General features: G+C 73.3%; 14 protein-coding genes. 8 read left to right on the forward strand and 6 right to left on the reverse strand.

Features of this window, described 5'->3' with window-relative positions; all coding sequences use genetic code 11:
- Nucleotides 1-141: 141 nt before the first annotated feature.
- Nucleotides 142-1,629 (forward strand): fused MFS/spermidine synthase, encoded by a 1,488-nt coding sequence (locus tag ACERM0_RS18535; protein ID WP_373680112.1) that lies wholly within the window; start codon nt 142-144, stop codon nt 1,627-1,629.
- On the opposite strand, the gene ACERM0_RS18540 is transcribed toward ACERM0_RS18535, so the two are convergent.
- Together ACERM0_RS18540 and ACERM0_RS18545 are read right to left on the reverse strand one after the other, a co-directional pair.
- Nucleotides 1,607-1,951: a helix-turn-helix transcriptional regulator gene (locus ACERM0_RS18540; protein ID WP_373680113.1), complete on the reverse strand. Its 345-nt coding sequence runs from the start codon at nt 1,949-1,951 to the stop codon at nt 1,607-1,609. The two genes, ACERM0_RS18535 and ACERM0_RS18540, sit on opposite strands and share 23 nt — an antisense overlap.
- A gap of 95 nt (nt 1,952-2,046) precedes the next feature.
- Nucleotides 2,047-3,867 carry an ATP-binding protein gene (locus ACERM0_RS18545; RefSeq protein WP_373680114.1) on the reverse strand — a complete coding sequence of 607 codons (1,821 nt, stop codon included), beginning with the start codon at nt 3,865-3,867 and terminating at the stop codon, nt 2,047-2,049.
- Nucleotides 3,868-4,142: 275 nt separating this feature from the next.
- On the opposite strand from ACERM0_RS18545, the gene ACERM0_RS18550 reads away from it, so the two are divergent.
- Nucleotides 4,143-4,580 (forward strand): response regulator, encoded by a 438-nt coding sequence (locus ACERM0_RS18550; protein WP_373680115.1) that lies wholly within the window; start codon nt 4,143-4,145, stop codon nt 4,578-4,580.
- A gap of 40 nt (nt 4,581-4,620) precedes the next feature.
- Here the strand turns inward: ACERM0_RS18550 and ACERM0_RS18555 are convergent, their stop codons facing one another.
- Nucleotides 4,621-5,667, reverse strand: a complete 1,047-nt coding sequence (locus ACERM0_RS18555; protein ID WP_373680116.1) for a serine/threonine-protein kinase — start codon at nt 5,665-5,667, stop codon at nt 4,621-4,623.
- 407 nt (nt 5,668-6,074) lie between these two features.
- On the opposite strand from ACERM0_RS18555, the gene ACERM0_RS18560 reads away from it, so the two are divergent.
- Nucleotides 6,075-7,526, forward strand: coding sequence for a DEAD/DEAH box helicase (locus tag ACERM0_RS18560; protein ID WP_373680117.1), 1,452 nt, complete (start codon nt 6,075-6,077; stop codon nt 7,524-7,526).
- Nucleotides 7,527-7,586: 60 nt separating this feature from the next.
- Here ACERM0_RS18560 and ACERM0_RS18565 read toward each other — a convergent pair whose 3' ends face one another.
- Entirely contained in the window at nt 7,587-9,326 is a 1,740-nt protein-coding gene (locus tag ACERM0_RS18565; protein WP_373680158.1) for an SGNH/GDSL hydrolase family protein, read from the reverse strand.
- Between the two features lie 147 nt (nt 9,327-9,473).
- The gene (locus ACERM0_RS18570) at nt 9,474-9,965 is read right to left on the reverse strand and encodes a hypothetical protein (protein ID WP_373680118.1); all 492 of its coding nucleotides are present in this window, start codon (nt 9,963-9,965) and stop codon (nt 9,474-9,476) included.
- A 119-nt stretch (nt 9,966-10,084) separates the two neighbouring features.
- Between ACERM0_RS18570 and ACERM0_RS18575 the strand changes: the two genes are divergently transcribed.
- The 5 genes from ACERM0_RS18575 to ACERM0_RS18595 all read left to right on the forward strand — a co-directional run bounded on the left by ACERM0_RS18575 (nt 10,085) and on the right by ACERM0_RS18595 (nt 14,102).
- Complete coding sequence (locus tag ACERM0_RS18575; protein ID WP_373680119.1) at nt 10,085-11,215, forward strand: LLM class flavin-dependent oxidoreductase; 1,131 nt, start codon at nt 10,085-10,087, stop codon at nt 11,213-11,215.
- The gene (locus ACERM0_RS18580) at nt 11,212-11,841 is read left to right on the forward strand and encodes an FMN reductase (RefSeq protein ID WP_373680120.1); all 630 of its coding nucleotides are present in this window, start codon (nt 11,212-11,214) and stop codon (nt 11,839-11,841) included. Before ACERM0_RS18575 ends, ACERM0_RS18580 begins: the two co-directional genes overlap by 4 nt.
- Before the next feature lie 2 nt (nt 11,842-11,843).
- Nucleotides 11,844-12,905, forward strand: a complete 1,062-nt coding sequence (locus ACERM0_RS18585) for an NAD(P)-binding domain-containing protein (protein ID WP_373680159.1) — start codon at nt 11,844-11,846, stop codon at nt 12,903-12,905.
- A gap of 98 nt (nt 12,906-13,003) precedes the next feature.
- Nucleotides 13,004-13,339: a carboxymuconolactone decarboxylase family protein gene (locus ACERM0_RS18590; RefSeq protein ID WP_373680121.1), complete on the forward strand. Its 336-nt coding sequence runs from the start codon at nt 13,004-13,006 to the stop codon at nt 13,337-13,339.
- A 172-nt stretch (nt 13,340-13,511) separates the two neighbouring features.
- Nucleotides 13,512-14,102 carry a hypothetical protein gene (locus tag ACERM0_RS18595; protein WP_373680122.1) on the forward strand — a complete coding sequence of 197 codons (591 nt, stop codon included), beginning with the start codon at nt 13,512-13,514 and terminating at the stop codon, nt 14,100-14,102.
- A gap of 9 nt (nt 14,103-14,111) precedes the next feature.
- Here the strand turns inward: ACERM0_RS18595 and ACERM0_RS18600 are convergent, their stop codons facing one another.
- Nucleotides 14,112-15,047 carry a hypothetical protein gene (locus tag ACERM0_RS18600; RefSeq protein WP_373680123.1) on the reverse strand — a complete coding sequence of 312 codons (936 nt, stop codon included), beginning with the start codon at nt 15,045-15,047 and terminating at the stop codon, nt 14,112-14,114.
- Nucleotides 15,048-15,076: the final 29 nt, after the last annotated feature.

Raw genomic sequence — 15,076 nt, forward strand, 5'->3', positions numbered from 1 at the left:
GTCCGGCCGTCGTCCCGACCCTAGGGAGGGGTGGCCGCGCGGTCACCTGGTCGCCTGGCCGATCGGACAGGAAAATCGTCGGCGGCGGCGGCGCCGCGCCGTGTCATCGGCCCCCTCGTCCACGGCATACCCTCCGCGGCCATGCCTGCCATCATCGCCGCCGCGCTCGTCTTCCTCTCCTCCGCCGCCGTCCTGGTCCTCGAGATCCTGGCGGCGCGCCTGCTCGCGCCCTACGTCGGCGTGACGCTGGAGGTCTACACGGCCATCATCGGCACGATCCTGGCCGGGATCGCGTTCGGGTCGTGGTGGGGCGGGCGCTACGCCGACCGCAAGGACCCGCACACGCTGATCGGCCCGTTCCTGATCGTGGGCGGCATCCTGTCGTTCCTCACGATCCCGGTCGTCGACGCGCTGGGCACGGGCCTGCGTGGCGCGTCGCCGTTCACGACCGTCGTGCTCACCTTCATGGCGTTCTTCGCGCCGGCCGCGGTCCTGACGGCCGTCACGCCCGCGGTCATCAAGATCCAGCTGGCCGACCTCGACGAGACCGGCCGGGTCGTCGGCCGCCTGTCGGCCATCGGCACCGCCGGCGCCATCATCGGCACGTTCGCGACCGGCTTCCTGCTGGTCGCCGCGGCGCCCACGCGCCCGACCATCCGCGTGCTCGGGGTGTTCCTCGTCGCACTCGGCATCGCGACCATCGTGTACCTGCGCGGCGGCCGCCAGGCGGTCAGCCTCGGCACGCTCGTCGCGATCGCGGTCACCGGGACGCTGTCGTTCGCCGCGCGCCATCCGTGCGACCACGAGTCGGCGTACTACTGCGCGCGGATCGAGGTGGACCCGGAGCGGCCCACCGGACGCGCGCTGTGGCTGGACACGTTGCGGCACAGCTACGTGGACCTCGAGGACCCGACCTACCTCGAGTTCACCTACACGCAGTGGTTCGGCGACGTGATCACGGCGCTGGCACCCGACGGTGAGCCGCTCGACACGCTCCACATCGGCGGCGGCGGCTTCACGATGCCGCAGTACCTGCGCGAGCTGCACCCCGGGTCGCAGTCGACGGTGCTGGAGGTGGACCCGCTGCTGGTGGAGCTCTCGGAGGACGAGCTCGGACTGGAGCTCGGCGACGACATCGAGGCGGTCACGGGCGACGCGCGGCTGACCGCCACGCAGCTCGACGCGGACCGCTACGACCTGGTCGTCAACGACGCCTTCGGTGGGGTGTCGGTCCCCTGGCACCTCGCGACCCGGGACTTCCTGTCGCAGCTCGACCGTGCCCTCACCGACGACGGGGTCATGGTCGCCAACGTCATCGACTACGGCCCGCGCGACTTCCTGCGCTCGTACCTGGCCACGACCACGTCGGTGTTCGACCACGTCGCCGTACTGGGACGCCCGGACGCGTTCGGACCGCGCGACGCCCGCGGTCTCGGCGGCAACTACGTCGTGATCGGCTCCGACGCGCCGCTGCCCGTGGACGCGGTCGAGGCGGCCAACCGGAGCCGTGGCCACGTCGACGAGCTGCTCCACGGCGACGAACTCGTGACGTTCACCGGCGACGCGCGGATCCTCACCGACGACTACGCGCCGGTCGACCAGCTGCTCACGCCGACGCCGGACGCCTGAGCGAGGGGGCCGACTGCGCCTTCGCGCCACCGGCCGGCACGGCGTCGAGGGCGTCGAGGACGTCGCCGACGGCCGAGCCGGCCACCAGCGCGTGCCGCATCGGACGGCCGTGGACCACCTCGTAGCGGTTGCGGCGGCCGACGCGGTGACGCACGAGGTAGCCCTCGGCGACGAGATCGGCGACGATCGTCTGGGCCGCCCGTTCGGTGATGCCGACGCGCTCGGCGATGTCGCGCAGGCGCGCGTCGGGGTCACGCGCGATGCAGACCAGCGTGTGACCGTGATTGGTCAGGAAGGTCCAGCGACGCGGTGATGCGGACACGGCTGCACCCTCGGGGGGGTCGTCCGGGAAGACGGCGGGACGCTAGCCGGCCGCCGCCCGGCACCGTGCCTCGCAACCGGCGTCGGAGGCGCCGTTCACGCCTCTGCGCGCGGCGGGTCGGCCATCCGGTCGCCGGGGCGGTCGACCGCAGGCGGCTCCACGAGCGAGGCCGGCAGCGTGACCACGAACCTGGCCCCGACCTCGCTGCCGTCCAGCCGCACGTCGCCGCCGTACTGCTCGGCGATCCGCCGGACCATGCCCAGCCCGATCCCGCTGCCACGCGCGCCGACGTCACGGCCGCGCTGGAACAGGTCGAAGATGCGTTCGTGGTCCTCCTCCCGGATGCCGCGGCCGTCGTCGGCGACCACCAGCTCGAACGTGGAGGAGGTCCGATGCCCTTCCACCCGCACTTGCAGGTCGGGACGACCGCCGTGCTTGACGGCGTTGGTCACGAGGTTGTCGACCAACTGCTCGGCGCGGACCGGGTTCATGCACAGCACCGGCAGGTGGTCGTCGACGTCGACCGTGGCCTCCGGATGCGTCACACGGATGCGCTTGCGCACGACGCGACCGACTTCCGCCAGGTCGACGGGTTCCGCGTCGGTCTGGGTCCGCCCGATCCGGGACAGCTCGAGCAGGGCGTCGACGAGGCCGTTCAGATAGTCGCTGCTGGCGGAGATGCCGTCGAGCAGGTGCTCACGCTCGTCGTCGTCGCGGGCGGCGCGTAGCAGGACCGTGTAGCCGCCGATGGCGACCGCCGGGCTCCGCAGGTCGTGGGACAGGCCGAGCAGCATGGCTTCGAGCTCGCGGCTCGAGCGCTCGATCCTCCGGCGTGCCTCGAGGTGCTTGGCGGCGAGATCGCTCCGGTCGAGCGCGAGCTGCAGCTGCCAGGCGTACGCCGAGGCGAGCTCGCGCTCGTAGTCGCCGAAGAACGGGCTGTAGGCCGTCATGCGCACCACCAGCGTGCCGTGGCGGAGCGCCACGACCTCCGTACCGGGACGCAGCGGACGGCCCTCGCGCAGGCGACGGATGGTCTCCTCGGCGTCGGACGGGTCCAGGTCGGCCAGCGCCAGGACCTCGTGCTCGCCCGACAGGACCACCACCCCGGCCCCGATGTGGCCGGCGAGGATCGGCGCGACCGCATCCGCCGCGTCCTGCGGCGTCACCGCGGAGATCAATTGCTGCTGCATGCGCTGGAAGTCGTAGGTGCCCTGGCGGCGCCACCACAGACGCAGCGGCAGCGGAGGTGCGAACGCGGCGAGGGCCAGGGCGGCCGCCACCAGCGACACGGTGCTCGTCGCCACCGCCAGCACGGGCATGCCCTCGCGGGAGGGCCCGATGACCGCCACGACCAGGCCGGCCGTCAGCAGGATGAGCGAACTCGCCAGCCACCGCATCCGCGAGCGCACCACCCGGGACGAGCTGCCGCCGGCCCGCCACAGCCGCACGGCCGTGGCCACGCTCGGCAACAGCCACGCCGCCAGGAACGCCCCCAGGAAGAGGTAGTCGTCGAGGTCACGCTCGCCCCGCTGCGGCGCCAGGTCCACGAGCACGAACGACACGGCGACGACACCGACCGCGACCCACGACCAGCGCAGCCAGCGGGGCAGCGCGCCGGCGAAGGACCAGGCGAACGCTGCGAGCAGCCAGGGGAAGGCGAGGAGCCCGATCACGGTCAGCGTCTGCGGTGCCGCCTGCTGGGTGTCGGGCAGCAGAGCCGTGACCCGCCCCAGGACCAGCGTGAGCGCCAGCACCCCGAAGGCAGCGGCGAGGTAGGCGGCCGGACGCTGCCGACGTCGCAGGAACTGCAGCAGGGCGGCGACCGCGAGGAGGCCGTAGGCCACCAGGAGCAGGTTCCTCAGCACTGCCGCGAGTGCTTGCACGGGCTCCCACCAGATCGCGGATCGGCGACCCATCCACCGACCCGTTGGCCGGCGTGCCGGCCCGGGTTGGACTCCCCCGACCGACACAGCGTAGGGAGCGGGCGACCAAGTGTCGCGCAGGGCCGGATCGGCCGGCCGGTGACCGGGTGGTCGGCTAGAGTGCCGGTCGACCGACGAACCCCACTCACCACTCCGGTCGCGCCCGGCGCAGGGGGTGGGCTACGTTGGGCACCTGTCCGCCGTTCAGACAACGAGCGCGCGTTGGCCCTTTCATCGTCACTGGGTTCCTCGTGCACGCATCCACGGAGTTGCCACGTATCGTCGTGGTCGACGACGACCGAACGATCCGTGACGTCGTCAGTCTGACGCTGCGGAGCAGCGGGCAGATCGAGGTCGTCGGCCTGGCGGCCGACGGCGGCGAAGCGCTGCACGTCGTGCAGGAGGAGCAGCCCGACGCGGTGCTGCTGGACCTCATGCTCGGCGCCGAACGCGGGACGGACCTGATCGTGCCGCTGTTGAAGTCCGCACCGCGGACCATGATCGCGATGATGACGTCGGTGCCGGCGGAGCTCGAGGAGCTCAACGCGCTGCGGGCCGGGGCGTTCGTCTACTACGAGAAAACGATGCTGAGCGCCCTCGCGCGCTTCATCGCCGACGACCTGGCGCTGTTCCAGCGGGCACTCGGTGGCGAGGACGTCGTGGCCCCTTCGTCGCTGCGCCGACGTTCCGAGCCGACCTCGTCCTGAGACACCGGCGAACCGGCAACGCCGGCCGCCGAGCGCGCCGTCAACGCGGGTCCAGCGCGGCCACGAGGTCGATCGTGCGGGTCGATGTCAACCGGCCCAACGCGTCGACCACCTCTGCGGCCGACCGCGGCCGCTTCCGCGGGTCGATCCGGGTCAGCCACGTCACCACGTCCGCGAGCCCGCGGGAAACGACCGCGCCGGCGTCACGCAGGTCCGGGACCTCGGCGCTCAGGCGGGCGAGTGCCGTGGCCGTCGACGTGTCGCCCGCGAACGGCCGCCGGCCGGCCGCGGCCTCCCACAGGATGAGGCCCAGCGTGTAGAGGTCCGTCCGCGGGTCGCCGAGGTGGCCCTCGACCTGCTCGGGGGCGAGGTAGGCCGGGCTGCCCGCGACCTGGCCGTCGGGCGTCGGGGTCAGCTCGGCGGTCATGTGACGCGCGGTACCGAAGTCGACGATCTTGAGGGTGCCGCGTTCGGTGAGCATCACGTTGCGCGGCTTGAGGTCGCGGTGGACCACCCCCCGGGCGTGGATCGCCGCGATACCGCTGGCCAGCTGGAGTCCGACCGCGGCCACCACCGCGGCCGGGAAGCGTGCGTGACGCTCCATCAGGCTGCGCAGGCTCATGCCGCCGACGTACTCGGAGACGAGGCAGAGTTGTGAACCCAGCGTCACGACGTCGAACAGCCGCATGACGTGCTCGTGCTCGACCCGGGCCAGCAGCTGCGCCTCGCGCCGGAACCGCTCCACGGCGAAGCCGTCGTCGAGCAGGTCGGTGCGCAGCAGCTTGACCGCCACCGGCCGCTGCAGCCGCAGGTCGGTCGCGCGCCACACGGTTCCGGCGCCGCCGCGTGCGAGGAAGGCCTCGAGGCGCCAACGCCCGCCGATCAGCGTGCCCGGCGCGGGCCGGTCGGCTCCGGAACCACCTGGCGTACGCTCCGGCGTGTGCCCGCGGTCCCGCGCGTCGGCGTCGCGGTGCCGCGCGTCGGCCTGGAGTTCGCGTCGACGCAGCGCCGACTGTCGGGCGTCGAGCTCACGCTCCCACGCCGACAGCTCCGCCTCGCGCCCGTCGGCGCCTTCACTCTCGCTCATCCGTGGCGAGAATACTGACTCCCACGCGAGGGGCGGCCGGGCGGCCCGCCAGCGCACGACGGATGTCGAACGCGGGCAGGTGATCGCCACCGTCACCGCACTCGTGGACCGCTGGTCACGGTGATCGGCGTGATCGACCGGTAGGCTGGTGGCACGAGGTGTCACCTGCGTCACCTCGGAACACGTCGTCACCCCGGCGGCACCACCGCGGTGTCCGCAACCGAAGCGGGTGAGCAGAGGCCACCTCGGACGTGGGCCACGGCAACGCCGCCCCCACGCCCCGGCTGCGTGTTCGACACGCACCGGCAGCCCGACCCTTCGCGTCGAGGCTTCCGTGCACGCGTCCGCGGCGACCGCCCGGCGCGCACGACCACCGCCCGATCCCAAGGGCGACGAAAGCGCACTTCGTGACCATCACCTTCTCCGAGCTCGGCGTGCCCGCCGGGCTCGTCGACCGCCTGGCCAGCCTGGGCGTCACGTCCCCCTTCCCCATCCAGCGCCTCACGCTCGAGGACGCGCTCGCCGGCCGCGACCTGTGCGGACGGGCGCCGACCGGCTCCGGCAAGACCCTGGCGTTCTCCCTGCCCGTCGCCATCCGCGTCGGCCGCGGCCGCGCGGGCCGGCCACGTGCCCTGCTGCTCGTCCCGACCCGGGAGCTCGCGGCCCAGGTCGCCGAGGTGCTCACCCCCCTGCTCCAGGTGACCGACCGTCGGGTCGTCACGCTCTACGGCGGCACCAACATCAACCGCGACCGGCAACGACTGCGTTCGGCCGTCGACGTCGTCGTGGCGACTCCCGGACGGCTGGAGGACCTGCTCCAGCAGCGGGCCCTGTCGCTGGCCGACGTCGACCTGGTCGTGCTGGACGAGGCCGACCGGATGGCGGACATGGGCTTCCTGCCGGTCGTGCGTCGGCTGCTCGACCAGACCCGCGACCAGCGGCAGACCCTGCTGTTCAGCGCGACCCTCGACGGCGACGTCGACGTGCTCGTGCGGCGATACCAGCAGCGGCCGGCGCGCCACGAGTTCGACGCGCCCGCGGAGGAGCGGGGTGACGTGCGCCACGTCTTCTGGCCCGCCGAGCGCCCGGAGCGCCGCCAGTTGACCGCCCAGATCGTGCGTCGCACCGGCCCGGCGATCGTGTTCACGCGCACCAAGCACGGTGCGGACCGGCTCGCCAAGCAGCTGGCCAGGGAGGGCGTCACGACCGCGGCGATCCACGGCAACCGCAGCCAGAAGCAGCGCGAGTCGGCCCTGGCCCGCTTCGCCGACGGCAGCGTGCGCGTGCTCGTCGCCACGGACGTCGCGGCCCGGGGCATCCACGTCGACGACGTCGCCGCGGTCGTGCACTACGACCAGCCGGCGACCGACAAGGACTACGTGCACCGATCCGGGCGCACGGGCCGCGCCGGCGCCGACGGGCTGGTGGTCTCCCTGGTGGGCGCCGAGGAGCACGCCGACCTCCACCAGCTCCAGCGCACCCTGCGTCTGCCGGAGGGTCTGCACGAGCTCGACCTCGGGCTGCTGGACGCCGAGGTACTGCCGGCGCCCATGGCCACGGTCCGGGACGGACGGCGGCGGGCCAGCACCGGGGGCCGGCCCAACGGCAACGGCGGCAACACCCGCGGCCGCGCTCGCAGCGGGCGCAGCGGGCGCGCCGATGAGCATGGCGGCGGAAACGGCAGCCGCAGCAGCGGCAACGGCAGCGGCGGCGGGTCCGGCCGCGGCCGCAACGGCAACGGCAACGGCGGCAGTGGCGGCGACACCGGCGCGCCCGGGAACAGCCGGCAGCGCGCGGGCGACCGCAACCGTGCCGGCGTGCCCTCGGCGCCCAGCACGCGCCGCCGCGCGCGCCGCTGACCGTGGCCCTCGCCGTGGGTGGGGCGGGCGGCCCCCCGCCCGCCACACCGTGACGGCGTGTCAGCGCACCTCGAGGTGCGCGATGACGCGCTCGGTGCCGTCGTCGAGGTCGGCCACCAGCCGGTGGTCACCGGCCGCGACACCGAGCCCGCGCAGGCTCACCTGCGCCGCGTAGCGCGCCTCGACGGCATCGAACGCCAGCGCCCCGGCCGGCCGGCTCGTGCCGTCCTCGGCCACGAGGCGCAGCGCGGGCGACAGCCCGGCGACGGCGGCGCCGGCCACGTCCTCGATCGCGACGCGCACCGGCAGGGTCGCGTTGCGGTTGACGCGGATCGGTCCGTCCACCTCGAGCCGGTCGGCGGCGGCCGCCACGGCGTACACGACCCGGTAGCGACGCGTGAGCGTGGTCACGTTGCCCGCCGCGTCCGTCGCGGTGACCGTGAATTCGTGCGCCCCGACACGCGAGGTGTCGAGCGTGGCGAGGTTGGCTCGCGTGCCCTCGCACGCCACCACACCCGACCGGTCGTCGTCGCAGCCGTACTCGACGAACACCTCGTCACCGAGCACGACCTCCAGGTCGTCGGTGGGTGCGTGGACCTGCACCGTCGGCGCCACCTGGTCGAGGTGCACCGTCTGCACGACGCTGCCCGACACATTGCCGTTCACGTCGACGGCACGTGCCTCGACATGCGTGGTGCCGTCGAGCTCGACCGTCACACGCGCGCGGTCGTCGAACACCGGAGCCCAGGGCCCGACCGTGCCGTCCGGCGCGTGGACACGGATCTCCAACCCGGCCACGCCGGCGTCGTCGGTGGCGCTCACCTCGACGTCGACCGGCGCGGCGTGCCAACCGGCATCGTTGGCTTCGGGCACGGTCGCGACCGACACCGTGGGCGCCTTCGCGTCGGTGAAGTCGAACCCGGCCTGCCAGGACACGGCCGCGAGCTTCTGTTGCCCCTGGTAGGAGGGGTGGAAGTGGTCCTGGCTCGAGATGTCGCCGTTGACGAACCCGGCTGGGTCGTTGCTGAACAGCCACGTCGCGTCGTCGTCGTACCGGCAGCGCAGATACTGGGCGCACGCCTCGCGCAACTGCTCGTTGTAGGCCAGCCCGCGGGCACGGACCGCGTCGCGACGGGCCATGTCGGCGGGCGCCTCGGACGTGGGGTTGGCCAGCAGCGACTGGCACGGGATCAGGCCGAGTGCCCAGAACGTGACCGCGACGGCGTTGGTCCGCCGGATCTCCCACAGACGGTAGATGTCCGGCACCGAGTTGATCTGCACCCGCGCGTCGGGACGGTTCTGCGCCACCCAGGCCAGCGTCGCGTCGATCTGGGCCCGGTACTCGGCGATCGACGTCATGTCCTCGACCGTGGAGCGGCACAGGTCGTTGCCACCGATCTGGATGAGGATCAGGCCGACGTCGCCCGGCGCACCCTGCACCTGCCCGACGATGTTCTGCGCCCGGGCGCCGTTGACGGCGAGGTTGGCGCGTGTCGTCGCCTGGCCGGGCCGCAGGGCCCGGGTGCGCTGGAACACGCTCTGCAGGTCGCTGTACTGGTCCCCGGTCGCCCATGAGCGGTTGGGCCGCTCCGTGCCGGGCAACGGCGAGATGGTGTCGAACAGGCTGCGCCCGTCGGCGCCGGTGCCCGCCGAGATCGAGTCACCGAGGACCGCGACGGACGCGGGTGGTCCGGCGATCGCGACGGCGGGTGTGACGCCGCCGATCTGGTCGGCTGCCGCGGCGACGCCCGGCAGCAGCAGGCTGCCGGCGGCGACGGCCGCCAGCAGGCCACGGAACATGGTCTTCACGCGAAGGCTCCCCTGACCCGGACGCCCCCTCGTGCCCCCGTGGGAACCTCCCGAGTCCCCGCACGTAGCCGTCCGGCGCGTGAAGACTAATCAGTATCAACTGCCGTTGGCGTCATTGGCTGGCAAGAACGTGCGATGTCAGCAACGTTCCAGGTAGCCCTGCTCGACCAGGTCCTCGAACTCCTCCACGGCATCGGGACCGAGCACCTGGCCGACGACCTCGAAGTCCTCCTCGGTCAGACAGTCCATCTCGAAGTCCGGGAAGGGGTTGTCCTCGTCGAAGGCCTCCTCCAGCACCCCGCCCTCGCGGAACGTCGGCGGCTCGGTCGGGCGCGGGCGGCTGCGGCGAGCCTCGCTCGGCGCGTCGTCGGGTCCGGTCGAGCCTTCCGCCCTGGCGGCGTCGGAGCGACCGGGCCCTGCGGCCCGGCCCTCCGCGGTGGCGGCCGGATCGGCGCCGTCGGGCGCCACCTCGGCGTGGGTGTCCGCGACCTCGCGGTCCGCCCGGGCGACGATCACGTCACCGGCCGACACCTCGTCCTGGCCGGCACCGCCGCTGCAGGCTGCGGCCAGACCCGCGGCGAGCAGCAGCGCGATCGCGCGTGGTCCGCGGTCCCGTCCCGATGCCGACATGTCTCCCCCAGGCGTTGGCGGCGCGCACGATAGCCGGGAGGAATGCGCGGCAGCCGGCGGGCGTTGGCCAGTTGATTGCACGAGAAACCACTTCACGGATCTGCCGGAGGCGCACCCACATGCAGTTCGGGGTCTTCAGCGTCGGGGACGTCACCCCCGACCCCACCACCGGCCGCACGCCCACGGAGGCGGAGCGGATCAAGGCGATGGTCACCATCGCGCAGAAGACCGAGGAGGTGGGCCTCGACGTCTTCGCCACCGGCGAGCACCACAACCCACCGTTCGTGCCGTCCTCACCGACGACGATGCTCGGCTGGATCGCGGCGCGTACCTCGCGACTGATCCTGTCCACGGCGACGACCCTCATCACGACCAACGACCCGGTCAAGATCGCCGAGGACTACGCGATGCTGCAGCACCTCGCCGACGGGCGGGTCGACCTGATGATGGGACGTGGCAACACCGGGCCCGTCTACCCCTGGTTCGGACAGGACATCCGGCAGGGCATTCCGCTGGCGGTGGAGAACTACGCGCTGCTGCACCGGCTGTGGCGCGAGGACGTCGTGAACTGGGAAGGCCGGTTCCGCACCCCGCTCCAGGGCTTCACCTCGACGCCCCGCCCGCTGGACGGCACCCCTCCGTTCGTGTGGCACGGCTCGATCCGCAGCCCGGAGATCGCCGAGCAGGCCGCGTACTACGGCGACGGCTTCTTCCACAACAACATCTTCTGGCCGATGGAGCACACCCGGCGGCTGGTCGGGCTCTACCGCCGCCGCTTCGAGCACTACGGCCACGGCGGCGCCGACCAGGCGATCGTGGGCCTCGGCGGCCAGGTCTTCATGCGGCCGAACTCGCAGGACGCCGTGCGCGAGTTCCGGCCGTACTTCGACGTCGCACCCGTCTACGGCCACGGACCGTCCCTGGAGGAGTTCACGGCCGAGACCCCGCTGACGGTCGGCAGCCCCCAGCAGGTCATCGAGCGCTACGCCGGCATGCGCGACGCCGTCGGTGACTACCAGCGGCAACTGTTCCTGATCGACCACGCCGGGCTGCCGTTGAAGACCGTGCTCGAGCAGCTCGAGATCCTCGGTGGCGAGGTCGTGCCGGCGCTGCGCCGCGAGCTCGCCGTCGGGCGACCGGCCCACGTGCCCGACGCGCCCACCCACGCCAGCCTGACGGCGGCGCGCGACGCCGCGGCGGGCGACGTGCTCGCGCCGGCCCACGACGAGGTCGAAGGAGGTGTGCGATGACGACCCGGACGCTGGCCGTCGTCACGGCGGGTCTCAGCCAGCCGTCGTCGACGCGCCTGCTCGCCGACCGTCTTGCCGCAGCGACCGTCGCAGCGGTGCGGCGCGGCGGCGACGACGTCGTCGTGGAGATCGTCGAGGTCCGTGAGCTCGCCCACGACCTGACCAACCACCTGCTGACCGGGTTCGCCAGCGGTCCGCTGCAGGCCGCCAAGGACACCGTCGCCGGTGCCGACGGCGTGATCGCGGTCACGCCGATCTTCAGCGCCTCGTACAGCGGGCTGTTCAAGTCGTTCTTCGACGTGCTGGAGCCCGACGCCCTGACCGGCACGCCGGTGCTGATCGCGGCCACCGCCGGCACCGCCCGGCACTCCTTGGCGCTGGAACACGCCCTGCGGCCGCTGTTCGCGTACCTCAAGGCGCTGGTCGTGCCCACCGCGGTCTTCGCGGCCTCGGAGGACTGGGGCGCCGGCGGCGAGGTCGATGGCGGGCTGACCGCCCGGATCGAGCGCGCGGCCGATCAGTTGGCGCAGCTGCTGGCCGGCGCGCCGGTGCACGAGTCGGCGGCTCGGCGCGCCGACCCCTTCGACGAGGTGGTCCCGTTCGAGCAACTGCTGCGCGGTTCGTGACCGTGCGCGACGTCGAGGTGGTCGTCGTCGGTGCCGGGCAGGCGGGCCTGTCCGCGGCGTACTTCCTCGCGGCGCGCGGTTTCGCGAGGGAGGGCGACTTCGTCGTGCTGGACGCCGCCGATCGGGCCGGCGGCGCCTGGCAACACCGCTGGCCGACCCTGACGATGCAGGCCGTGCACGGGCTGCATCCGCTGCCGGGACTTCCGCCGGCAGCGGAGGCGCCGCAGGACGCCCCGGCCAGCGAGGTCGTCGCCGACTACTTCGCCCGCTACGAGCGCCACTTCGACCTGCCCGTCCACCGGCCCGAGCCGGTTCGGGCGGTACGTGAGGCCGGCGACGGCCGGCTGCTGGTCGCGACCGACGATGGCGAGCTGCGGACCCGCGCCCTGATCAACGCGACCGGCACCTGGACCCGTCCGTTCTGGCCCGTGTACCCGGGCGCGGAACGCTTCCGGGGACGGCAGCTGCACACCGCCGACTACCACGGGCCCGACGAGTTCGTCGGGCACCACGTGGTCGTGGTCGGGGGTGGGCACTCCGCGATCCAGCACCTGGCCGAGATCTCGGCGGTCACCTCGACGACCTGGGTGACCCGCCGGCCGCCGCGCTGGCGCGACGCGCCCTTCGACCAGGATGCGGGCCGCGCCGCCGTCGCCCGGGTCGAGGAAGCCGTCGCCGCGGGGCGCCGCCCGTCCAGCGTCGTCAGCGTGACCGGCCTGGTCGCGACGCCGCCGGTGGAAGAGGCCCGCGCCCGGGGCGCGCTCGAGCGGCTGCCGATGTTCGACCGCATCACGCCGGAGGGCGTCGCCTGGGACGACGGCCGCGTCGTGCGTGCCGACGTCCTCCTGTGGGCGACCGGGTTCCGCCACGCCCTCGACCATCTCGCCCCGCTGGGCCTGCGCGACCGCGCCGGCGGCATCCGCATGGCCGGAACGCACGTGGCCGGCGACCCGCGCATCCATCTGCTGGGCTACGGCCCGTCGGCCAGCACGATCGGCGCCAACCGGGCGGCCCGCATCGCGGTACGCGACCTGCGGCACTTCCTCGGCCGAGCCGCCGCCTGAGCAGCCGGCGGGATCGGCGTGGGCCACGACCGGCGCTTCGGCGCCGCCACCCGCGAGGCCAGTAGGGTCGGCCGCACGCCGAAGACGAGGAAACGGCCGTGGACGAGGCCCCTGACGTCGAGTACCTGCCGGACGTCTACGTCGGCATCCGTGAGCGGTATCCGGACGTTGCCGCCGCGCTGGACGCGCTGGGCCGGGCCGGCGAGGCCGCCGGACCGTTGGACGAGCGCGAGCAGCGCCTGGCGACGCTCGGCATCGCCATCGGCGCGCTCGCCAAGGGAGCGGTGCGCTCGAACGTCCGCAAGGCCCTGGGCGTGGGCTGTTCCCCCGACGCCATCCGACACGCCGCCGTGCTGGCGATCACGACCGCCGGCTTCCCCTCGGCGGTGGCCGCCATGGGCTGGATCGACGAGGTGCTCGCGGAAGAGGGCTGACCCGGAGGCTCGGCGCGTGGCGACGCCGGTCAGGGCCGACGTCTCGGACCGGTCCTGCACAGGTACCCGCGACTCGGGCCTTCCCTCGCTGCCGGCGTCGACGGCCACGGCCGATCCTTCTCGTCGAGCCGCCCGGACGTGCGATGCGACGGCACGACGGAGGAGAGCCGCCGTGGCCGATGCCGCCACGTCACCGACCACCGGCGGCGAGCGCCGAGCGGACCGCCTGTTCGGCATGGACCGCCGCCGGTTCCTGCAACTGACGGGTACGGCCGGACTCGGGCTGACCGCTCCCGGTGCCGTGCCATTCGGGGGACGGCTGCTCGCCACCTCGCCGGCGCGTACACCAAGCGCGACGACGGGGTGGTACTCGTCGACCCCGACGTGTGCATCGGCTGCAAGATGTGCACGTTCTGCCCGTACGGGGCGCGCGGTCACGGTCCTGGCCGGGGCGGGCCTGGAAGCCGGGTCGCTGGCCTGGAAGCTGTCGAGGTTGTCGTCCCTCGGCCTCGAGGGGGAGGCGAGCCTGGCGCTGTTCACGGTCGACCATCGGTGGTTGCTGGTCCTGCGCGGTGCCGGCTGGGTGCTCGGTGTGGTCCTGGCCGTGATGCTGCTGTGGCGTCTGCGCCGCGGTGACACGCTGCGCGGCACCGCGCCGATGGTCTGGTCGATGCTGCTGGCCTTCGGCGCCTCGGAACTCGTCGGCCGGTTGCTCTTCTACGCCACGGCGGTCCCGTTGCGTCCGCCCGGCCCCTTCGTCTGAGCTTCGCCGTCAGCCGGGTGCGACCTCGCCGAGGCCGAGCGTCAGCGCGATCGACCCGACCGTCGGATCGTCCTCGTCGACGACTGCCAGCAGACGCAGCTGGGACCGGTGCGTCGGGAGTACCGCGAGGCCCTCGACCTTGCAGCCCGCCACCGCCTCGTCCAACGGGAGGATCTCCACGGACCCGCCGCCCCCGTCGAGCAGGCCCAGGACCGAGCCGGCGACGGGGCCATCGGCGATGGCGTCCGGCGCGTCCTCTGCGGTCGCCGACACACAGATCCGGCCGTCCGGCAGGAGCACGGCGTCGGTGATGGCAAGAGGCTGGCCGCAGAGCGTGCCGAACTCGTAGCGACGGACGTCGCCGATCTCGACCGACGCTGCTGGCCGCCCTTCCTCGATGGTCGCGAGCAGGTCGTGGAGTGGCAGGTCGACGCTGGCCGAGGCGACACCGGTCGGGCCGTGGCCGCGCTGGAACCAGCGCATCCGGTCGCCGACGACACACGCCCCCTCGAGGTTGAGTTGTGTCGGGCGGAGCCCCAGGGCATGGCGGACCCGCTCGTACAGCGGTGCGAGGTCGGCCGATCGCACGAGCGGGCAGTCGGGCATGGCGCGGACGAGGACCCCCCGGGTCCGTCGCGGCAGCGAGCCCGACCCCAGCAGCAGGACGGCGCCGGCCGGATCCGTGGCGACGTCGCAGGCGGCCTCGAAGTCGGGTTTGAGGTGTTTGGTGCCGTCCGCGTCACCGAAGACGTCCAGGCCATCACGGGCCGGCAGGAGACGGATCCGCTCGATGGTCCCCGAGTCGGGTCGCCACCAGGCGGCGTGGTTCGCATCGTCCTGTGCGACCAGCCAGCCGTCCCCGAACCGCGCGAGCGCGGATGCCGCCCGCACCGGGCCCCCGGGACCGAACTGCAGCCGCTCCATCGAGACGAGCTCGACCGCCATGCCCGACTCCTGCACGTCCGGCGTGGATG

The organism is Egicoccus sp. AB-alg2, from assembly GCF_041821065.1.
GTDB lineage: Bacteria > Actinomycetota > Nitriliruptoria > Nitriliruptorales > Nitriliruptoraceae > Egicoccus.